The organism is Chryseolinea sp. T2, assembly GCF_037203685.1.
Taxonomy (GTDB): Bacteria; Bacteroidota; Bacteroidia; order Cytophagales; family Cyclobacteriaceae; genus Chryseolinea.
In genome coordinates this window covers 473,113-492,812 of record NZ_JBBCAU010000003.1, presented here as the reverse complement: position 1 = coordinate 492,812, position 19,700 = coordinate 473,113, and the positions used below count along the sequence as shown (strand labels likewise).

General features: G+C 48.2%; 21 protein-coding genes. 2 read left to right on the top strand and 19 right to left on the bottom strand.

Annotated elements, in window-relative coordinates; all coding sequences use genetic code 11:
• Positions 1-131: 131 nt before the first annotated feature.
• Together WBG78_RS11850 and WBG78_RS11845 are read left to right on the top strand one after the other, a co-directional pair.
• The gene (locus WBG78_RS11850; protein WP_337326641.1) at positions 132-272 is read left to right on the top strand and encodes a hypothetical protein; all 141 of its coding nucleotides are present in this window, start codon (positions 132-134) and stop codon (positions 270-272) included.
• A 206-nt stretch (positions 273-478) separates the two neighbouring features.
• Positions 479-2,062 carry a MutS-related protein gene (locus WBG78_RS11845; protein ID WP_337326640.1) on the top strand — a complete coding sequence of 528 codons (1,584 nt, stop codon included), beginning with the start codon at positions 479-481 and terminating at the stop codon, positions 2,060-2,062.
• A gap of 109 nt (positions 2,063-2,171) precedes the next feature.
• On the opposite strand, the gene WBG78_RS11840 is transcribed toward WBG78_RS11845, so the two are convergent.
• From WBG78_RS11840 to WBG78_RS11750, 19 genes are all read right to left on the bottom strand, one after another.
• Positions 2,172-2,555, bottom strand: a complete 384-nt coding sequence (locus WBG78_RS11840; protein ID WP_337326639.1) for a hypothetical protein — start codon at positions 2,553-2,555, stop codon at positions 2,172-2,174.
• 114 nt (positions 2,556-2,669) lie between these two features.
• Positions 2,670-3,509, bottom strand: coding sequence for a sugar phosphate isomerase/epimerase family protein (locus tag WBG78_RS11835; protein WP_337326638.1), 840 nt, complete (start codon positions 3,507-3,509; stop codon positions 2,670-2,672).
• A gap of 266 nt (positions 3,510-3,775) precedes the next feature.
• A complete protein-coding gene (locus tag WBG78_RS11830) occupies positions 3,776-4,936 on the bottom strand; it encodes a 2-isopropylmalate synthase (RefSeq protein WP_337326637.1) in 1,161 nt (386 codons plus the stop codon).
• A 77-nt stretch (positions 4,937-5,013) separates the two neighbouring features.
• Positions 5,014-6,120 (bottom strand): 3-isopropylmalate dehydrogenase, encoded by a 1,107-nt coding sequence (gene leuB, locus WBG78_RS11825; protein WP_337326636.1) that lies wholly within the window; start codon positions 6,118-6,120, stop codon positions 5,014-5,016.
• A gap of 6 nt (positions 6,121-6,126) precedes the next feature.
• Positions 6,127-6,711 carry a 3-isopropylmalate dehydratase small subunit gene (leuD, locus tag WBG78_RS11820; protein ID WP_337326635.1) on the bottom strand — a complete coding sequence of 195 codons (585 nt, stop codon included), beginning with the start codon at positions 6,709-6,711 and terminating at the stop codon, positions 6,127-6,129.
• Between the two features lie 22 nt (positions 6,712-6,733).
• Positions 6,734-8,149, bottom strand: a complete 1,416-nt coding sequence (gene leuC / locus WBG78_RS11815; RefSeq protein WP_337326634.1) for a 3-isopropylmalate dehydratase large subunit — start codon at positions 8,147-8,149, stop codon at positions 6,734-6,736.
• Between the two features lie 341 nt (positions 8,150-8,490).
• The gene (locus tag WBG78_RS11810) at positions 8,491-8,901 is read right to left on the bottom strand and encodes a Dabb family protein (RefSeq protein ID WP_337326633.1); all 411 of its coding nucleotides are present in this window, start codon (positions 8,899-8,901) and stop codon (positions 8,491-8,493) included.
• 45 nt (positions 8,902-8,946) lie between these two features.
• A complete protein-coding gene (locus WBG78_RS11805; protein WP_337326632.1) occupies positions 8,947-9,336 on the bottom strand; it encodes a VOC family protein in 390 nt (129 codons plus the stop codon).
• Between the two features lie 3 nt (positions 9,337-9,339).
• A complete protein-coding gene (locus WBG78_RS11800) occupies positions 9,340-9,837 on the bottom strand; it encodes a DinB family protein (RefSeq protein WP_337326631.1) in 498 nt (165 codons plus the stop codon).
• A 127-nt stretch (positions 9,838-9,964) separates the two neighbouring features.
• Positions 9,965-10,606 carry a pyridoxamine 5'-phosphate oxidase family protein gene (locus tag WBG78_RS11795; RefSeq protein ID WP_337326630.1) on the bottom strand — a complete coding sequence of 214 codons (642 nt, stop codon included), beginning with the start codon at positions 10,604-10,606 and terminating at the stop codon, positions 9,965-9,967.
• A gap of 93 nt (positions 10,607-10,699) precedes the next feature.
• On the bottom strand, positions 10,700-11,110 hold the full coding sequence (locus WBG78_RS11790) for a GNAT family N-acetyltransferase (RefSeq protein WP_337326629.1): 411 nt from the start codon (positions 11,108-11,110) through the stop codon (positions 10,700-10,702).
• A gap of 106 nt (positions 11,111-11,216) precedes the next feature.
• Positions 11,217-12,215: a zinc-binding dehydrogenase gene (locus WBG78_RS11785; RefSeq protein ID WP_337326628.1), complete on the bottom strand. Its 999-nt coding sequence runs from the start codon at positions 12,213-12,215 to the stop codon at positions 11,217-11,219.
• 120 nt (positions 12,216-12,335) lie between these two features.
• Positions 12,336-13,412: a branched-chain amino acid aminotransferase gene (locus WBG78_RS11780; RefSeq protein WP_337326627.1), complete on the bottom strand. Its 1,077-nt coding sequence runs from the start codon at positions 13,410-13,412 to the stop codon at positions 12,336-12,338.
• 146 nt (positions 13,413-13,558) lie between these two features.
• Positions 13,559-14,986, bottom strand: coding sequence for a pyridoxal phosphate-dependent decarboxylase family protein (locus tag WBG78_RS11775; RefSeq protein WP_337326626.1), 1,428 nt, complete (start codon positions 14,984-14,986; stop codon positions 13,559-13,561).
• A gap of 84 nt (positions 14,987-15,070) precedes the next feature.
• Entirely contained in the window at positions 15,071-15,595 is a 525-nt protein-coding gene (locus WBG78_RS11770) for a DinB family protein (protein WP_337326625.1), read from the bottom strand.
• Positions 15,596-15,624: 29 nt separating this feature from the next.
• Entirely contained in the window at positions 15,625-16,122 is a 498-nt protein-coding gene (locus WBG78_RS11765; protein ID WP_337326624.1) for an OsmC family protein, read from the bottom strand.
• 17 nt (positions 16,123-16,139) lie between these two features.
• Positions 16,140-16,682 (bottom strand): GNAT family N-acetyltransferase, encoded by a 543-nt coding sequence (locus tag WBG78_RS11760; RefSeq protein ID WP_337326623.1) that lies wholly within the window; start codon positions 16,680-16,682, stop codon positions 16,140-16,142.
• Between the two features lie 35 nt (positions 16,683-16,717).
• Entirely contained in the window at positions 16,718-17,632 is a 915-nt protein-coding gene (locus tag WBG78_RS11755) for a DMT family transporter (protein WP_337326622.1), read from the bottom strand.
• A 523-nt stretch (positions 17,633-18,155) separates the two neighbouring features.
• A complete protein-coding gene (locus WBG78_RS11750) occupies positions 18,156-19,589 on the bottom strand; it encodes an ArnT family glycosyltransferase (protein ID WP_337326621.1) in 1,434 nt (477 codons plus the stop codon).
• Positions 19,590-19,700 lie beyond the last annotated feature (111 nt).

The window sequence follows — 19,700 nt, the reverse complement described above, 5'->3', positions numbered from 1 at the left end:
TTTCACCCTGCGTTCCCTTATTCATATTTTAGCATATCAATGGGATTCACGCGGGTTCCTTTTAGCGCGTGATAGCAAATCGTGAGCAATAGCAGCACCGCCTTTATGATGTTGTTGGTAACGTGGCGGAAATGATCGATAAATCGGGTGTGGCCTGTGGCGGTAGCTGGAACGATGTTCCTGAGGAGTCAACAATCAGGAGTGTAAAGCATTATAACCGACCAGATGCCTCTGTTGGTTTCAGAGTATTCATGGACGTAGTTGAAGAGTGATCTATACTACGGTCGTTCCCGGCAAGGAAGAACTCACGGCACGCAGGCACCAGGGTAATGCGATACTGTGGCATCTCCCCGGAACAATGCATTCGATATCAAGACCGCCTGTTTGTGTTGTAATTATTCGGGAAATTCTGTGACTTATTGTCTGCGGCCGGCTTTACCGAAACGACAATTGTTCTATTTCTCCGTATAATGAACTTATGTTTGGATCCAGAAGGAAGAACGCGCTCGAAAAACTGAGAGCAGAGTGGGGCAGAATAAAAGATGCTCCTTTGAACGTTTATCAGGTTGCAAGATATCACGCGCGCAAAGAATTCGATCCTGGCGTGCACGTATTGTCTGACAAGACTATTTCGGCACTGGATTTTTCAGAACTGTTTTGTTTCCTGGACAGGACAGTTTCGCGTGTAGGCCAGCAGTGGCTGTTTAGCAGGCTTGCATCTTACGGCCCAAACGAAGATGTCGCTGAATTTGAAAGCACGATTGCTTTTGCTGCTGCGAATGAGCAAAAGAAACTGACTGCTCAAATGGCGTTGACGCGACTGCAGCATGAAAATGCTTATGGGTTGTGCGCTTTGTTTTTTAATCCCAATCCCAGGCCTCCCGGAGTGCTGCCGCTTCTCAAGCTCCAGTCCGTTCTGAGTGTGGTAATCTTCATTGGTACTTTGTTTCAGTCTGCTCTATTCGTGCCTTTGATAATAATGCTCGGCATTAACACGCTGCTTCATTATTACTACAAGGCCTTTATTCAGCAGTACAATCTTGCTATGGACCAACTGGTTCTTCTGACGGCAGCAACATCTGAATTACAGCCGCTGTCTTTTCCTTACAAAAGGAACGACAAGGTAGCCGCAGCGTTGAAGTCAGTCCGCGAGGTTGCCAAATCATGGACCATATTGGGTGGTACTCCGGGCAGTGGTTCTGATGCGACTGAACTCTCCTGGGTGATACGTGAGTACGTCAAGATCCTGTTTTTTATTGAGCCTATTCTTTTCTTCAGTGTAATAAAGAAGCTTGCAAACAGGAAGGAAGATGTTCGTATCCTGTTTGAGTATGTTGGATTTATCGATGGATGTATTTCTGTATTGTCGGTGAGGCAATCGACTTCGTCATGCATTCCTACCCGTGTAACTGCAGCAAAAGGTGCAATAGACGCAGAGGGCATGTTCCATCCGCTGATCGCGAAGTGCAGGCGAAACTCCTGGAGTCTTGAGGACCGTTCGCTATTAATAACTGGTTCAAATATGTCCGGTAAAAGTGCATTTATACGAACCGTCGCCATCAACGTCCTTTGCGCTCATACTATAAATACCGCGTTCGCCTCCTCCTTCTTATCATCCTATCATAAGCTCTTTGCCGTAATGAACATTGCCGATGATCTCATAGAGGTGAAGAGCTACTACATGGAGGAAGTTCTTAGCATTCAGGAGCTTGTTAAGAGAAGCGAAAATGAGGGTGAGTGCCTCTTTCTTCTGGATGAAATTTACAGGGGCACAAATACAACGGAAAGGATAGCTGCGGCATATGCCGTACTGAAATACCTGAACAAGAAAAACATTGCTGTTGCAGCAACTCATGACTCGGAGCTAACCTCATTGCTGGAGGAAGGATATGACATGTATCACTTCTCCGAAACCCTGGATCGCGACGGATTGTCCTTCGATTATATCCTTAAGAAGGGGAAGCTAAAGCATGGCAATGCGATCCGGATCCTTGAATACAATGGCTACCCCGCGGAGATTATACATACGGCGTTGATGCAGTCGGAAAAAAGCAACCGTTGATCACTGCACCTTCAGCAAAACTCTGACAGGATAGTATTCACATTGGAAGCACATCGATTGGCAGGGAGAAATTTGAGGCCAGTAACGATTACTGATTCAATCGCTCTTATCAATTTTTGCGTTCCTTAACCTCTTCACGCATCTTCTCCTGAAGCTCCTTCTTCTTGCTCAGATAAGTATTAAACTGTTCCGGAGTAAGGGCGCCCTTCAATTCCTGGTCCTTTGCGGCCTGAGTGTCTTTGTACTTCTTGTACTTGTCCCGACGCCCTGACCCTGAGTCTTTCAGTGCCTCATTTTCATTCGCGTACTTTATGTTGATCGCATGAACGGTGGTTGCCTGCTCGTCAGACAACTGCAGATTCGTTTTCATCCAATCAGTAATCTTTTGCGCGCGTTCTTCTGGCGTGCTGTTTTTCATTTGCTGGCTGGCCTGGGCGTTCGCCTGAAACGCAATTGCAATGGCGGCTAAAAAGACGAGAATGGTCGTTTTCATTTCATTTTCTTTAATGTTGACAGTAAAGGATTTTCGCCGTTAGACTGCGAACAGGAAGCCAGGTTTAAAACCCGATAGCTTTTTCTAGCAGATTGTTCTGCCACAACTGATCGCCTATTGCTCCAGCGACTTCAGAAACTCCAGACTTTTGGGAATCTGCTCTTCAGAGCGCGACGATTCATCCTCAATGAACACGTGCTGAATCCCAAGGCGTTTCACTTCCTTCATCAGGTCGGCTATTCCAACATCGCCCTGGCCTAATACCACATTCGTCTCATCGTCAGCTTTACCATTGCTTGAGTTTGGGGTGCCAGGCTTTCGGTCTTTCAGGTGCATTGAAATCCACCGGTTGTGATATTTCTTCAATAATGCAACAGGATCCTGCCCGGCCTGCTTTATCCAGAACACATCCATTTGCATTTGTACCACTCTTACATCGAGCTTTTGAACAAGCTGATCGAATATTGTGCCGTCGCCATGTTTACCGAATTCATAGCCGTGAGGATGGTAGACCAGCATCAGGCCATTGCGTGCCATTACTTTACCGGCGTTGTTAAACACAAAGGCAGCTTCGTCGGCATCAGCAATTTTGAATGTGTCATTACTGTGCGGTATCCAGAAGCAAACAACAAAGCGTGCACCGTAAGAGCGCGCCTCATCAGCAACGCGCTGGGGGAAGTCTCTTAATCGCTGAAAATCCGCGCCGTAGCTTATCACATTAAGCTCATTCTCCGCGATCAGCTTGATCAGCTGCGGAAACTCCATTCCATAATTTCCTGAAAGCTCGACATCCTTAAATCCCATCTTCTTCACCTTTGCCATGGCCGAGGCGGGATCTGTTTCCAGCTGGTGCCTGAGACTATATAACTCCAGTCCTACTTCCTGGGCAAGGATAGAAGTGCCGCTGAAGGCCAGAAGAATCGCAAATGCCGTCCGCAAAAAATATTGAAGCATGGATTGCCGGTTTGGAGGCGGAAGTTAGAAAAATGCACACTACTGACAATGAGCTGATTCGAGGAAAAGTCCCGCTATCGATGTCAATTGCCAAAAGTTAGGGTTTACCTGGGTTAAGGTACAGGCTCAAAAAGACCCGCTTAGCAATATGTGTGAACAATGGATGGTCCTTATTGGAAGTGTATTATGAAGAAGGCAACGGGAAATAAAAAAGGTGCCTTGTTAACTTACAAGGCACCTCTATGTTGGTGTGAGCTGTTCTCTGCTTATTTGTTGATCAGAATAGGCGTGTTGGCTACCAGTTGAATGAGGTCTTCGTCGACAACGTTTTTCTTTTCGTCGGCAACGATGAGGAAGTTCTCATACAGTTGATCAAGCTCCAGCTTGTTGGGCTGGTAACCGAGTAACTCCAGACGGTGCTTCAAAGCAGCGCGACCGCTGCGAGCGGTAAGAATGATGGATGAACAAGGTACACCCACGTCGGCCGGGTTAATGATCTCGTAGTTCTCTGCGTTCTTCAGGAAGCCGTCCTGGTGAATACCTGAAGAGTGAGCAAACGCGTTGGCACCAACGATCGCTTTGTTCGGCTGAACCGGCATGCGCATCATCGTGGATACCAGCGTGCTTACATCGTAAAGCATGGGTGACTTGATGTCGGTATACAGGCCAAGGTCTTTGTGAACCTGAAGGATCATTGCTACTTCTTCCAGCGATGTATTTCCAGCACGCTCACCGATACCGTTGATGGTTACTTCAGCCTGACGCGCGCCGTTCATAAGGCCAGCAATTGTGTTAGCAGTTGCAAGTCCGAGATCGTTGTGGCAATGCACAGAGATGGTTGCCTTATGAATGTTCTTAACATGCTCAAACAAATAGGCAATGCGCTTGCCATAGAGATGAGGCAGACAATAACCTGTTGTATCAGGAATGTTTACTACGTCGGCACCTGCGGCAATTACGGCTTCCACCAGCTGAGCCAGGAAGGCAAGATCAGCGCGACCCGCATCTTCTGCGAAGAACTCCACTTCACAGCCTTTGGCTTTAGCATAGGACACTGCCCATACGCCCTGCTCCATGATCTTTTCACGCGTGCTGTTGAACTTATGTTTGATATGGACGTCTGACGAGCCTATACCGGTATGTATGCGGCCGCGTTTTGCATGATGAAGCGCTTCGCCCGCTACATCAATATCTTCCTTACGGGCACGGGTAAGTGCGCATACACCTACGTTGACCGCTTTTGATATCTCAACTACTGACAGAAAATCACCAGGGCTGGAGATCGGGAAACCCGCTTCGATAACGTCTACTCCGAGCTCCTCTAGCTTGCGGGCAACAATTACCTTTTCGTCGGTGGATAACTGGCATCCTGGCACTTGTTCTCCGTCGCGCAGGGTGGTGTCGAAAATTTCAATCTTGTTGCTCATGCAGATTATTTGTTGATCTGTTGATTAGTTGATTTGTTGATTGGAGACTTCGTCTTTTAGTATGATTGGTGATGGCGTCAGGCATTCTTTTCAATTGATGCAGGGCTCATCATGCGAATATTGTTACAGACGATATTGCCCATCACCTCTGTGCCGAGGACTTTCTCGAGCGGTGTGGTCGCATCAGCAATATCGCGGGTGCGATAGCCGTCTTTCAACGACTGCTCTACCGCCTTGATCACTGCATCCGCTTCTTCCTTGAGTCCGAACGAAATATCAAGCAGCAGCGCTGCCGACAGGATAGATGCCAACGGATTGGCTATGCCTTTACCGGTGATGTCATGGGCACTGCCGTGAATAGGTTCATACAATCCAACTTTGTCACCAACAGAGGCAGACGCCAGCATTCCCATCGAACCTGCGATCTGAGAAGCTTCATCAGTAAGAATATCACCAAAGAGATTTCCCGTCACCACAACATCAAAGCTCTTAGGGCTTTGAATGAGCTTCATGGCTGCAGCGTCGACAAACATATGCTCCACAGTAACGTCAGGGTACTGCTTCGCGATTTCCTGAACAACTTCTCTCCACAGACGTGAGCTCTCAAGTACATTGGCCTTATCTACAGAAGTCAGCTTCTTGTTGCGAGTCTGTGCTGCCTTGAAAGCCTTGTGCGCGATGCGTTCTACCTCATAGCGGGAATAGATCATCGTGTCATATGCCGTATTGTTGTTTTCTTTCCGGCCGCGCTCTCCGAAGTATACATCTCCTGTGAGTTCGCGGAAGAAGAGAATATCAGCACCTTTAAGAATCTCGGGCCGAATGCTCGATGCACCCAACAATTCATCAAATAATTTGATGGGACGAAGGTTTGCATACAAGCCGAGTTCCTTGCGCATCTTCAACAGCCCCTGCTCTGGCCTTACTTTAGCGCTCGGGTCGTTATCGTACTTAGGATGACCCACTGCGCCAAACAGAATGGCGTCGCTCTTTCTGAGCTTAGTCAGCGTCTCATCAGGCAAAGGATTGCCCGTGGCCTCAATGGCATCATGTCCGATTGAAGCGTAGTCGAAAATAAACTCATGTCCGAAACACTCGGCCACCTGTTCGAGCACTTTCTTTCCGCTCGCAGTAACTTCTTTTCCAATGCCGTCGCCGGGCAGTATGGTAATGTTCTTTTTCATCCAGTATCAGTGAACTAATTCAAAGTGTTTTATTTCGTCGCGTAAGCTCAGGAGGTAGTCGATGTCGTCGTAGCCGTTCATCAGACAGGTCTTCTTATAAGCGTTAATGTCGAATGATTCAGAAGAACCATCTTCTAAAGTAACTTTCTGATTAGGCAGATCCACCTGAATAACAGTGTTCGGATTCTTTTCAATTGCCTGGAATATCTTTTTCAGGAACGCTTCAGTCACCGTGAGCGGAAGCACGGCATTGTTCAGCGCGTTGTTCTTGAAGATGTCGGCGAAAAAGCTTGAGATCACGACCTGGAATCCGTAGTCGTGTATTGCCCATGCGGCATGCTCGCGGCTTGATCCGCAGCCGAAATTCTTTCCGGCAACCAGGACCGTTCCTTTATAAACTGAACTGTTCAGGACGAAGTCTTTCGGAGTATTGTCCGAGTTGTATCGCCAGTCGCGGAACAGATTTTCACCAAACCCTTCACGCGTCGTTGCTTTCAGAAAGCGCGCAGGGATGATCTGATCGGTATCAATATTCTCAATCGGCAGGGGTACTGCCGTGCTCTTCAATGTTGTGATCTTGTCTTTGCTCATCGCGTTAATTCACCAATTGTTATCAATCGTGTACCAACTCTCTTATGTCTGTAACCTTCCCGGTGATAGCAGCAGCTGCTGCGCTCAGGGGACTGGCGAGGAATGTTCTGGACTTAGGTCCTTGCCTTCCCTCGAAATTCCGGTTCGATGTACTGATGCAATACTTGCCGGCAGGGATCTTGTCTTCGTTCATGCCAAGACAAGCTGAGCAGCCTGGTTGACGAAGCTGGAAGCCTGCTGCTTCAAAGATCTTATCCAGACCTTCTTCACGAGCTTGCGTTTCCACCTGCTTGGATCCGGGTACTACCCATACCTCGACGTTGGAAGCCTTCTGCTTTCCTTTCACGATGTCAGCAACAAGACGAAGGTCTTCAATGCGCGCATTCGTACAGCTGCCAATGAAAACGTAGTCTACGGCTTTGCCTAGTATTTCAGAGCCCGGTTCGAGGCCCATGTATTCAAGTGACTTTGAGAATGAAGTTTGCTCGCTTTCGCTCTTCATCTCAGACAACGAAGGAATCTTTCCTGTTACTTTGATGCCCATTCCTGGGTTTGTGCCGTAGGTAATCATCGGTCCGATGTCTGCTGCGTCATAGCGAATCACTTCGTCGTAATGGGCGCCATCATCTGACTTCAATTGACGCCACTGTTCTACCAGGCGTTCATAGTTTTCTCCCTGCGGAGCAAATTTTCTTCCCTTGATATAGTTGAAAGTTGTTTCATCGGGTGCGATCAGTCCGCCGCGGGCACCCATCTCGATGCTCATGTTGCATATGGTCATGCGCGCTTCCATCGAGAGGCTGCGGATAGCTTCGCCCGCGTACTCTACGAAGTAGCCGGTTGCGCCGCTTGCCGAAAGCTTTGAAATGATGTAGAGGATGATGTCTTTAGCGACAACGCCTCTGCCCAGCTTGCCATTGATTTCAATAAGCATGGTCTTGGGCCGGTACTGCAGAATGCATTGCGTAGCCAGCACCTGCTCAACTTCACTTGTTCCGATCCCGAAGGCGATGTTCCCAAATGCTCCATGGGTTGACGTGTGGCTGTCGCCACAAACGATGGTCATTCCAGGAAGCGTGAGTCCAAGTTCAGGGCCAATGATGTGTACGATGCCCTGGTACGGATGTCCAAGGTCGTAAAGATCCACACCAAACTCTTTGCAGTTCTTTCTAAGGGTCTCCACCTGGTGCCGCGACAAAGCTTCACGGATCGGCAGGTGTTGATCAATAGTGGGGACGTTGTGGTCGGCAGTGGCCGTTGTCCTGGCTGTATTGAATACGCCTATACCACGCTTACGAAGGCCGTCGAATGCCTGGGGGCTGGTCACCTCATGAATGAAATGGCGATCAATGTACAGGGCGTCCGGGTAACCCTCGGCACTCTTCACGATGTGGGCATCCCAGATCTTGTCGAAGAGTGTCTTACGATGTTGAGTCATGTTGATTTTCCTTTCGTGTAACAACTGTTAGTTTGTTACAAACCGTTAAAAATGAAACCGCCCCGCCGCGGTTTTAGCCGGGCGGGGCGCTTTTACTATCTATACCTAATCTCTTTCGAGATGTGTTGTATCAAGCTACAGGTCTTGAGGAGTCTTCGGCACGAAGATCAGCAAAGTTGAAGCCAGCATCAACAGATTATTAAAAAAAAGTTTTCGCCGCTAACGATTGATTGGTAGCGGAACCGAATGAAACCTCGCGTAGGATAATTAGTCGATTGGACAATGGTCTCAATAACCGATCCTCTAAAGCAAGCATTACGGGTTCAGCTTTCCAGCAAACATCAGCCCTCAGCATCAATCGAGTCGTAGACGACAACCTTGTCCCAAAGCATTGAGCAATCGGCAATGAACTTCTGGTGGATAGGATGGTCCTGATAAGTTTTCTGACCAGCGAGATCATCGAAGAACATCAGCTCCGATGCGTGATAGCTGTTATCAACCACATCGCGTTTCTCAGTGGATGCAGGAACACCGATATGGATCTCTTTGATCGTTTCGATTTTTCTCAAAGTCTGTAAGCCGGCTAACAGCTTTGCCAGATCCTCTTTCGAATTCGGATTCTTCAACCAGAAGAACACGTGATGAACGAGTACTTTCTTTTTCTTTTTCATAGAAGGCATAGCGGATGCTGCAGCACCGGCACCTAGCGTGACTGCACTTGCAACAAAGGTTCTGCGCGTTTGTTTTTTCATTCTGTTTTGATTTTGATGCTGATGCATCGGAGCGAAGGTAAATAATCAAATCGTGATTTCTATGCGATTGCCATCGGGATCGAGAACAACGCTTTCATAATAACCGTCGCCGGTCCAACGCGGATTGCCGACAACGTTATAGTTGTCGGTTCTGAGCCTTTCCGTCAGGAGGTCGACGTTCTCAACAGAGCCAACACTGATTGCCAGGTGTATCAAACCCATGCACTGTACATCGGCAGAATTGGGCGATCCCTGAATGCCGGGCATCTGCATTATTTCTAATCTGGCGCCATCGTCGAAATTGAGAAAGTAGGATTGAAATCCCTTTTTCACATTCATATATTTCTCACCAGCGGAAGCCGCGAAGTACCTCTCGTAGAAGTAGCGAAGCCTTTCAAGGTCGGGTGTCCATACAGCAACGTGTTCAATTTTCATAATTCACTTGCGTTGCCTGCGTAAATAGTGGATAAGGTCTGTACCCGGTAAAGTGGTGACTCCGACTTCACGCAGCATATGAACGAGCTGTCCACGGTGATATGTTCCATGATTAACAACATGAAACAAAGTTTCTTCGTACGTGTCATCAAATGGCTCGCCACGGAGGTTTGTGTAGTGATAACGACTTGATAAAAGCGTTGGATTTATGGAGTTGACGAATGAAATGAAATCTTTTGAAGAGCTTACAAGTCCTGATAAGATTTCAGGTTTCGATGGGGGATCGGCAACCATTGGCGCCTGCTTCACACTTTCCCCGCGCATACGACGGTACCAGATGTATTGAGCGCCCAAGATGTGCAGGGCGGTCTTGCCGATCGACGGAAAGCTTCCTTTGTTTTCACGGTAAAACTGTTCGTCACTTACCTGTTGCATGACGTCGGCCAGCGCGCCATTAGCCCAGGCGTTAAACTCAAGGTGTTGCAGGATATTATAGCTCATTGACAGTCTTTGTTTTCATAGTTAATGTTGATTAACGAATAACTCGTCGCAAACCTTATGCGCAATTGGCCGATAGGTAATCAGATCATCTTTGATATAATTGATAAACGAAACCTCCTAATAGTGATCACTTCAGATATTGAGGAAGCTCAACACCATTCTTAAGTAATTCATCCGGTATCGGCGTCTGGCGTTGCAACTTAAGAGGCACAACTCCTGCCCAGGTATCAAGGCTGTAATCTTCTTCGTCGTCTTTGGGAGGGCCTGTCCGCACCTTTCCTGAAGCATCATCGATGCTGATCGATAACACCATGGTGGCTTTCCATTCCCCCTTATCCGGTTGACGGACATCGTCCCATCTGCCCGGCTGGACCTTATTAGTAAACGCCTCCAGCGCCTTGTACAACTCATCTTCATCGGTAACACGCGAGGTCTTCCCAAATATCACCGCCGACCTGTAGTTCATAGAGTGATGAAAAGCAGAGCGTGCCAGCACTAGTCCATCGACGTGAGTTACGCTCAGGCAAACGTTCACAGAATGTTCAGCCAATGCGCGCATGTAACCGCTACCCACGGATCCATGGATATAAAGTTTGTCACCCATACGGCAAAATCCAGTTGGTATTTGAACGGGAAGATTGTCACGCACGAAGGCAACGGTACACACCAGGGCCTCGTCGAGGATGGCATAAATTGCATCGCGGTCATATTCGCCCCGCTTCGGTAGCCGGGTGATGGTGTTGTTCGATGTTTGTGGAAATGATGACATAGTGTTCTTGTATGATTGAGAGTGTTTTCTTTGTGACGGGAGAACCCTGGGCGATGGACAACACAGGCCTTTTATTGTCTGCGATCCGGAATCTCAAACTGTCTTTCGTTGAATTCGAAAGCAGTCGGTAAAGCGTTCCATCCCGATATGGGGATAGTAGTCTTTGGCTGCTGGTGCGGCCAATAGGATGAGCGTTGTATCGTGGCCAGCTACGCGATGAGTTTCTTCAATGAGTCGTTTACCGATGCCCTGTCTTTGATAGGCTTCGTCAACAGCGAGGTCCGAGAGATAGCAGCAGAATGAGAAATCGGTAAGCGCCCGCGACACACCGATAAGTTTGTCGTTGTCCCATGCAGTAATCAGCACGTTGCCATGATCAAGCATCAGCTGAAGTTTCCGCCGATCCTCAATAGGTCTTCTTGCGCCCAGAGAGGTGCGTTTCAATACGTCGGCAAATTCGTCGATACTAAGCTTCCTGTCACTCCGATATTCAATTGGGTTCATAGTCGATATTTTGAGAGATAATGTTATTTCCAGCGAATTTCAGGACGTGTTGTTCCAGCGCCGTCTGCAACCGGACAGCGTGTATGAAATCAAACTTTCGTCCGGGTTATTTTATCTGCAGTACGATTTTTCCAAACTGACTTCCGTCTTCCATACGAGCCAGTGCATCCTGAATGCGATCAATCGAAAATGTCTGATCGATCACAGGCTTGAGGCTTCGGCTTTCAACGAAGTCGAGCATCGATAAGAATTCGTCACGGGTTCCCATTGTCGTACCGAAAATGGAGATCTGCTTCCAGTAAAGCAGCCTCGTGGCCAGCTCCGAAATATTTCCGGCAGTCCGGCCGAAATTCACGATGCGTCCGCCAGGTAAAACGATCTCCAGAAACTTTCCAAAGTCTGGTCCCCCTGCGCTATCTATCACGATATCGAAACCACCTGATGCTTTCAAAGCCTGCTCGGCCCACAGGGGATCTTTATAATTGAAGCCCTCGATAGCACCGAGTGCTTTGGCTTTGGCTAACTTTTCGTCGGAACCCGAGGTAACATATACCCGCGCCTGATAAGCGTTGGCAAACTGAAGTGCCCAAAGTGCTGCGCCACCTCCAACACCGGTAATAAGCACTTTCTCCTTCGCACGGAGGCGCGCTTTTGAAAACAAGGCGCGATACGCCGTAAGGGCGGACAACGGTACGGCTGCAGCCTCTGCAAAGCTGAGATGCTCGGGCTTCTCGAAGATGTACTTCTTCGAGATCACCATGTAATCACTGAATGTTCCGTTATCCGGATAGCCGAGTATCCGGAATGAGTTGCCCTGCACAATAGGATTGGTACCCCAATCTAAACTTGGATTGATGATCACCTCCATTCCTATGAGCAACGGATCGGCGTCTTCACCGACGCCCTCTATGACACCGCTACCATCCGATCCAAGGATCACGCCATTGTCGGGCACATTACTTTGTTCACGCCATGTCCAGATATCGCGATGATTGAGCGCGGCATTATGCATGCGCACGAGCACCTGGTCTTTAACTGGTTTGAACTTTTTTATCGGTTCGACGGCGAGAGGACGATCCTTGCCTCTGAATACAACTGCTCTCATAGAATACAAATTGAATTGAGAATTGAGAGTTGAAGATTACCCGGCCCCTTCAAGGCCAGGCATAGCCATTTCTCTCACGATTCTCTTGCTGCAATCAGGACGTTCAGCTTAATGAATGGATTAGTGAACGTTGATGATGTAATTCCATCCAAACGGATCAGCTTCGTGACCAAGCCTTATGCTGTTGAGCTTGGCCTTCACGCGATGTTGAAAGCTTTGTTCATTGGCAGCTGGCAGATTGTAATCCAATCCGTGGATATTTATGGTGGCGATAGGTGACACAACGGCTGCTGTACCCGCGCCGAATGCTTCTGTAATTGTTCCGTCCTTGAAAGCCTGCTCGATTTCAGCTACACTAACCTTTCGCTGCTCAACAGTCATGCCCAGCGATGGGGCCAGCTTGATGATGGAATCGCGCGTAACGCCGTCCAGCAATGCTGACGTAAGCTTAGGCGTGATCAGTTTTCCGTCGATCACAAACATGATGTTCATCACACCGGCTTCATCAATATACTTGTGCTCTTTGGCGTCAGTCCAAAGCACCTGATCAAATCCTTCCTGGCGGGCAAGCTGTGTCGGGTAAAATGCACCACCATAGTTGCCGGCACACTTGGCATAGCCAGTTCCGCCTTCCGCTGCGCGTACGAAGGTTTCTTCAACTTTCAATCGTGTAGGCTTGCTGAAATAATTTCCTGCAGGACTGGTGAGAATGAAAAACTTGAAGTGGTCGGCAATCTTCACTCCCAGACGGGGCTCGAATGCAAACACAACAGGACGAAGATATAATGAAGCACCTTCAGCAGTGGGTATCCAGGCCTGGTCCGCTTCGACAATAGCATGAAGACTTTGAATGAAAAGTTCTTCAGGTATCTCCGGCATGCACATGCGTGCCAACGACTTGTTCAATCGCTCACTGTGCTTTTGAGGCCTGAAAATGCAAATGTTGCCATCCTTGTTTTTGAATGCCTTCATTCCTTCGAATACCGACTGTCCGTAATGTAGAGAGAGCATAGCCGGTGACATCGGGATATCTTCAAAGGGTACGATCACTGGTTCCTGCCACTTGTTGTTCACATAGTCGGCCATAAGCATGTGATCGGAGATATGTTTCCCGAATTCAAGGTTGTTAAAGTCAACTTCACTGATCCGTGACTTGGCTATTCTCTTAACAGAGAACGAGGTGGTTGTCGTTGTCATTTTGCATCCAATTAAGAAGTGAATTTCATGATATTCTTTCAATTTATATGTGTTCCCGGTCACATTTTTACGTCGTTCAGCGCTACCGTGGAACCGCTTTTAAAGGCCGTTTTTGATGGCTTTAGGCCTGTTTCAGGCTTTTGCGACTATACCCGGGAGGCAGCTACATTAAGCAGATTTTTATGGGTGTCGTTTAATGCAGAAAAGGCAATGTCTATGTCTGATCTTTCGGTCTGCCAGTTTGAAACCGCCGCCCGCATGGCTGTCCTGCCCTTTAGAACAGTTGGTGTAAAAAACACCCTTCCATCGTCGCGAACAGCATTGAGAAATGCCTTTATGGCCTGTGCCGACCCTTCATCATGTGAAGACAAAGTGAAACATACCACATTCATTTTCACCGGCGCCAGCAATTCAAAATTATCAGAAGACGAGATCAGTTCTCCCAGATAGGAAGCGGCGTCACAGTTGCGCTCAACAATATCGCGGTACCCTTCTCGTCCGTATGCCATTAGCGTCATCCACGAAGGCAGCGCACGAAACCGCCGGCTGTTCTCAGGGGTATAGTGAAAGAAGTCGGGGCTTTCTTCGGGGTTGCCGAGATATGCCGCGCTGTTTTGAAAGACTTTGAGTTGTATGTGCTTATGCCGCGTGAACTGCATGGCGGCATCGTAAGGTACGTTCAACCATTTGTGTGCATCAACGGTGAGGCTATCAGCAAGGTTCAATCCAGCTGCATAGTGAGCGAATTTTGGAGAGCAGGCAGCAAACCCTCCGAACGCGGCGTCAATGTGAAGCCAGAAGCTGTGTCGCTTTTTCAGATCTGCGATCGCTTCTATGTCATCGAAGTCAACAGTATTCACCGTTCCTGCATTGGCAATGACAACACATGGTCCATTGATTTCATTAAGCTTCTTTTCCAGGGCATTCACATCAACCGCCTCACGGTTGGGAAGAGTATCCACATACACCATCGATCGTCTCCCGGCCCCCAGCATTGACAGCGATTTGATAACACTTGAATGAGGTGTGCCACTCACGTACGATACATCCCGTGCTCCGTCCTGGCTAAAGTCTACACCGCGTTGTTCGCCCACCCATTGTCTTCCAAGGGCCAGCCCCGTAAAGTTCGACATGGTTGCACCGGTGACAAACGATCCGAAAAATGAGTCATCCAGTCCGAACAGCTGACGAAAGAATCCGATAGTCTGATGTTCGATTTGAGGAGCAATGGAATCATTGCTTCCGCACGCATTTTGATCATATGCGCTTACCAGCCAGTCTGCTGCCAGTGCCGCCGGCGTTGATCCACCGGTGACAAACCCAAAGTATCTTGGTCCCGCACTGTTGGAGAGCAGATGGGCATATTCCTTTTGAAACAGGCGAAGCGCTGAAATCGCGCCACGTCCCTTATCAGGTAATGAAGCCGCATCCAACGAAGGTATATTTCTTCCAGGTGCCAGGTCGTCTTGTTTGTCAAGGAACGATGTGGCCATGGCCATTGCTTCGTTCAGAATATCCTGACGTGTATCCAGGTCGTTGGCAAGTGTCGTGTTCAGATTTGATTTGGAGGCCATGAGTTAGTCCTTGGTCTTTAGTCCTTAGTCCTGAGTTGTTCGTAGTACGTGTAGTATCTAAGTCGCAAGCTGAGCCCGAGTGCGTCAGATTTTAACTGTACTTCTGGATGCTGACTTTTTAAGCGTGTTCAGTATTTCGTTAATGCGTACCAGGTGATGATCGTCGTGTTCGGCATCAAACCATGCCAGATCAACAATGTTCATAGGTACCTGCAACCTTGGATGCAGGGATGTCATTCTGAGTTCTGACTCAGAGAGATCGCGCATTCGCCGGATGTTACTCCGACGCTTCGAAGTAAACTCTTCCAGGATCACCCACATAGGCATGCCGTTGTAGTCATCCTGAGTTTGAATATCAGCTCGCGAAAGTGACGCTGCTCCTGAGATGATCTCGCTCACACGCTTTGCTGAGATATCGTCGACATCCATCAGGTGACCGATGTTTTGTTTTACCGACCACTTATCGTCCAGCGGGTATCCCAGTATAGCGTCATTTACGCGTTCAAGTTTATGCTCAAGGCGAACAATCGTACCCTCGAGCCGTTCAATCATAAAGGGAAGCATCGCTGGCATGAAGCCAAACGCAAACTTCCTCTCAAACCAGGGCATGGATTGCATGATATAGAAGCAATTGATGTTTAACTCACACTAAATGCGGGCTTCGTCGTCCCGGCCACAACAACCTGTGGCTTGTGCTGTACGTCGAAATTGACTGAGCGTGCGATAAAGCACTTTCGGGTTGCATCGAGATGCAGACCAATAGCGCGCTCCACCATTTCTTCTGATTGAACAGTGACCACTGGATTTAATGTCACTCCAATGAATTGTCCGCTGCCATCGCTATTCTCTTCCATAACACCCGTTGCGTGATCAACGTAATCTGTTACGATCACACCGTTCACCGCACATAAGTGCAGATACCAAAGCATGTGACAGGTTGACAACGAACTGACAAGCATATCTTCAGGAGTGTGCTTCGAAGGATCGCCTCTGAAGGAAGGATCAGACGATCCTTCGATGACCCGTTTGCCTTTGATGCCAATGTCGTGGCTTCGATCGTAGGCCTTGTACTCTGAAGTTCCGGATCCGCGGTTTCCGGTCCATGTTATCGTTGCGTTGTAAGGGTGATGTTTCATGGTTGTAGCAATAAGGGTTATGAAATATCTTTCTTCATCATCAGATCAGTCTGCAAATCAGTTCCAAGTATGAATGGATGTGAACTGAACTTCTCGAATCCACACTTCTGATAAAAGGCTATAGCCCTGAGGTTGTGTTCCCATACGCCTAACCACACGGTCGGGAATCCCTGTTCTTTGGCCAGCGATATGCAGCGTTCCATCAACAGCTTGCCAAGGCTCTTCCCAATAAAAGCCTTTGTTGCATAAAGGCGTTCAATTTCAATGGCATGTTCACCGTTCAGCTCCGGGGGCGTCGTGCCCTTGCGAAGTTTGGCATAACCTGCAGGCTTGCCATCAGCTTCGGCAATGAGAAAGATGTTACTCACATCTTTAATCTCCGAAGTTACCTGGGGCACGCTGAAATTCTTTTCCAGATACATGTCCATGTCGGCCTTTGTGTTCACCTCTGCAAACGTATCGTAGAAGGTTTTTACACCAAGTTCGATTAATAGCGGGACATCACTCAGCGTTGCATGCCGGATGGAGACTGTGCTGCCTGAATGCACTTCTGTTTCCATAAGTCGGTATTGTTGATGAGATTCGAAACCAGTTACTATCTCGACAGCTGCGTTTTAAAGCTGTTCCTCAGCATATAGCCTCGGTTCACCAGGTAGATGCCCGCCACTGTAAGGAGGAACGCAACGCCGATACGTGCGTTAAGTTGCTCGTCCAGTATAAGCCATCCGAGAGCGACTGCGACCAGTGGGTTAACGTAGGCGTACAGCGACACGATTGTCATCGGTAGTTTCTTAAGAGCATAGGTGTAGCATCCGTATGCAATAATGGATCCGACGGCGATGAGATAAATCATCGCGTAGACCGTATTCGAAGACCAGGTGACATTCGACAGATCGTCGAATACGAGTGTGAATGGAATAAGCCATACTCCTGCGAAGAACATCTGCAGTCCGGCATTCATAAACGGATCGGAAGTAGACTTACGCTTCTTCAGCCATATGCTGGCACTTGCCCAACTTATGGTAGCGAGAAAGGTAAGGAAAATGCCCAGGCTATAGGCTGTGTTCGACAGTGCTTCGAGGTCCTGAATGAATATCAGAATAATGCCACTGAAACCAAGAGCGGCTCCAATCATAATTGGGAGCGTCGGACGTTCATCACGATTTATGGTCAGGTTAATGAGGATGACCCACATTGGCATCATAGAACAGATAATAGCCGCGATGCCACTGGGTATCGTTACTTCTGCATAAGCCACCAGTCCGTTACCCATCGAGAGCATAAAGAAACCTCCGATGGCCTGCTTCAGTATTTCACCTGGAGCAGGGAGTTTCGATTTGCCCACGGTTAGCATGAGTGCCACGAGAATTCCACCGGCGATAATTTGTCGGATGACAACGAACAGGAATGGAGGGAAGCCAACCACCGCGACGCGGAGGGCGAGATAGGTTGTTCCCCAGATCAGACATATGGCAGCTAACGCCAGATAAGCCAGTAGATCTTTTTTCACGGGAGAGCTTGTTAAAAGTGTATCAAAACTGCCTATATATACGGCGATAAAACAGTTTCAGTTTCGTAAACTTTGACCATATCAGTTTGTTGAATATAGTGGACGCGTCGAGCGAAATCGTTGGCGCTGCAAAGGATTTTACGGGTTTTAGCTCAGTGTAGGTTTCATTGACCTTTCATTAAGGGTTCATTGAGGCTCGCTCAAACTTATGCGTGCATCAGACACATGTCATGACAAACGGGTCACATCATCTGAGAAAAACCGGGGGATGGGTTCAGTGAGGGAAGTCTGGGAAAGTCTGGGAAAAGTTGGGCAGACCACTGGGAAAGTCTGGGCGGACTTGGGAAAAAGCCGGGAAAGGGTTGGGAAAGACTTGGGAAAAAGATGGGAAAATCCAGGGAGCGACTTCGGAAGGTGAAGCGAAAATGCCGCCTGGCGGTAGCCAACCAGAAGCCAAAATGCTGCGGCCTTAGTGCCTGCTTAGTGCCTGCTACATGGGAAACAAGAAGCAGCAGTGTGGGGCTTATTCCATCCGATAAATCCTTACATAGCCCGTGTCGGCCACCAGCGGAAGCGCAGGCTGGACATCGCCATACATCTTCGGAAGGATTACCACATATTTGATACCCGCTTTGCTAAATCGATCCTTGTACGAAGGATCATCCAGCTCAGCATTGCCAATAGTAATTCCCTTTCGATGTGCGAAGTACATCGGCGTAGGATCCCCTCCAATGGTCCCGTTAATCACTATGAGGTCGGCACGGTCCGTATATTGGTCAAGAACCGATTCAATTCCTGCCATAGACCTGGCGGGTTCGCGGATGCTGAAGATGTGGAACTGATTTCCGATGCCCTCACCGGCGATGACCAGCATTAATACAACCACGATCCAGGATTTTTCAATCGAGGCAAGGCCCGTGGCGATTACAAATGCCATAGGAGGAATGAAAGCTATTACATAGTAAGGGTTCAGCTGGAAACCGTATCCCGATTTCAATACTACGATGAGGTATGAGAAGAAGGGAAGAGCGAAGGCCAAAAGGCGAATGCGCATCTTTCCTCTGATCATGACGAATAATCCAAAAAGGAAAAGAACGAACCCGGAATACTTGAACGGGGTAACGACAAATCGTTTTAACGTTGGTTGCCACAATACAATAATTTGGCGAACACCCTCTTCGAGAGGTAGGCCCATAAAAAAGTGTTCTCCGAAACCATAAGTTTCATTCAGGTGAGGAACCCACACGAAGTACCACGCGAATACAGCGCCAAGTATTAAGATCGATGCTGCTCCAATCCAGACCTTCCGGTCGAGGGCTACACCTTTTTGTAAGAAGGGAATTGCCATAACGGTCAGGATAGATGCCACCGAGATCTTGTTCATGCATCCAAGCAATCCCAGCACCAGATAAATCGCAAGCCTGTAGTACCGTCCATCGTATAAATAACGAATACCATAATAAAGTGCGATAATGCAAAGTGACGTGCTGAATGTGTCGGGTATATTGGTTCGACAGTAGGTAAACCACTGTGAACACAGAACTATTATTCCGGTTAGCAAGGCAGTTTTCTCATCGACATATTCTTTGATGAGGCGATAAAGGAAGAACACACCGACTGATGAGACGATAAGATCCACCAGTCGTCCATACCAATGTTGGTAACCAAACAGGAGGGAGATCAGATAGATGATGTAGTTCAGGAACGGGAATTCGCAGCCAACAATGCCCGTCCGATCACCTCCGACATCTACCCGTGGATACATAATGTTGGAGTCGACTTCGTAAAAATTGCGCGCCACCATCAATCCGTCAGTCTGCCTCCATGTTGATGCAGGCTCGAGAGGAGGTAGTGTTATAGTTGTCAGGTGAAGGAGAAAGAAGAGGCCGATCCAAACCCGGATGTCGCCTGCGTATCGGGATACAATGTTTCTATCGCGCATAATTGTTGGAAGCATGAAATAGTGGAATTAAAGGCAATTCAACAAGTCGGGCTGCACTGCGATTGAACCTGACGGGTAATAAATTCAACACTTACGACCGGGATATCAGGTGATCACATTTTTCAA

Excerpts from the sequence above, each read along its gene's own strand:
- WBG78_RS11805 (WP_337326632.1), bottom strand. The coding sequence starts at position 9,336 with ATGAAAATTGAACACGTTGCTGTATGGACACCCGACCTTGAAAGGCTT.
- WBG78_RS11790 (WP_337326629.1), bottom strand. The coding sequence starts at position 11,110 with ATGAACCCAATTGAATATCGGAGTGACAGGAAGCTTAGTATCGACGAA.
- leuD (WP_337326635.1), bottom strand. The coding sequence starts at position 6,711 with ATGAGCAAAGACAAGATCACAACATTGAAGAGCACGGCAGTACCCCTG.
- WBG78_RS11840 (WP_337326639.1), bottom strand. The coding sequence starts at position 2,555 with ATGAAAACGACCATTCTCGTCTTTTTAGCCGCCATTGCAATTGCGTTT.
- WBG78_RS11780 (WP_337326627.1), bottom strand. The coding sequence starts at position 13,412 with ATGACAACGACAACCACCTCGTTCTCTGTTAAGAGAATAGCCAAGTCA.
- WBG78_RS11750 (WP_337326621.1), bottom strand. The coding sequence starts at position 19,589 with ATGCTTCCAACAATTATGCGCGATAGAAACATTGTATCCCGATACGCA.
- leuC (WP_337326634.1), bottom strand. The coding sequence starts at position 8,149 with ATGACTCAACATCGTAAGACACTCTTCGACAAGATCTGGGATGCCCAC.
- WBG78_RS11795 (WP_337326630.1), bottom strand. The coding sequence starts at position 10,606 with ATGTCATCATTTCCACAAACATCGAACAACACCATCACCCGGCTACCG.
- WBG78_RS11845 (WP_337326640.1), top strand. The coding sequence starts at position 479 with ATGTTTGGATCCAGAAGGAAGAACGCGCTCGAAAAACTGAGAGCAGAG.
- WBG78_RS11810 (WP_337326633.1), bottom strand. The coding sequence starts at position 8,901 with ATGAAAAAACAAACGCGCAGAACCTTTGTTGCAAGTGCAGTCACGCTA.
- WBG78_RS11850 (WP_337326641.1), top strand. The coding sequence starts at position 132 with ATGATCGATAAATCGGGTGTGGCCTGTGGCGGTAGCTGGAACGATGTT.
- WBG78_RS11760 (WP_337326623.1), bottom strand. The coding sequence starts at position 16,682 with ATGGAAACAGAAGTGCATTCAGGCAGCACAGTCTCCATCCGGCATGCA.
- WBG78_RS11800 (WP_337326631.1), bottom strand. The coding sequence starts at position 9,837 with ATGAGCTATAATATCCTGCAACACCTTGAGTTTAACGCCTGGGCTAAT.
- WBG78_RS11770 (WP_337326625.1), bottom strand. The coding sequence starts at position 15,595 with ATGCCCTGGTTTGAGAGGAAGTTTGCGTTTGGCTTCATGCCAGCGATG.
- WBG78_RS11775 (WP_337326626.1), bottom strand. The coding sequence starts at position 14,986 with ATGGCCTCCAAATCAAATCTGAACACGACACTTGCCAACGACCTGGAT.
- WBG78_RS11785 (WP_337326628.1), bottom strand. The coding sequence starts at position 12,215 with ATGAGAGCAGTTGTATTCAGAGGCAAGGATCGTCCTCTCGCCGTCGAA.
- leuB (WP_337326636.1), bottom strand. The coding sequence starts at position 6,120 with ATGAAAAAGAACATTACCATACTGCCCGGCGACGGCATTGGAAAAGAA.
- WBG78_RS11830 (WP_337326637.1), bottom strand. The coding sequence starts at position 4,936 with ATGAGCAACAAGATTGAAATTTTCGACACCACCCTGCGCGACGGAGAA.
- WBG78_RS11765 (WP_337326624.1), bottom strand. The coding sequence starts at position 16,122 with ATGAAACATCACCCTTACAACGCAACGATAACATGGACCGGAAACCGC.
- WBG78_RS11835 (WP_337326638.1), bottom strand. The coding sequence starts at position 3,509 with ATGCTTCAATATTTTTTGCGGACGGCATTTGCGATTCTTCTGGCCTTC.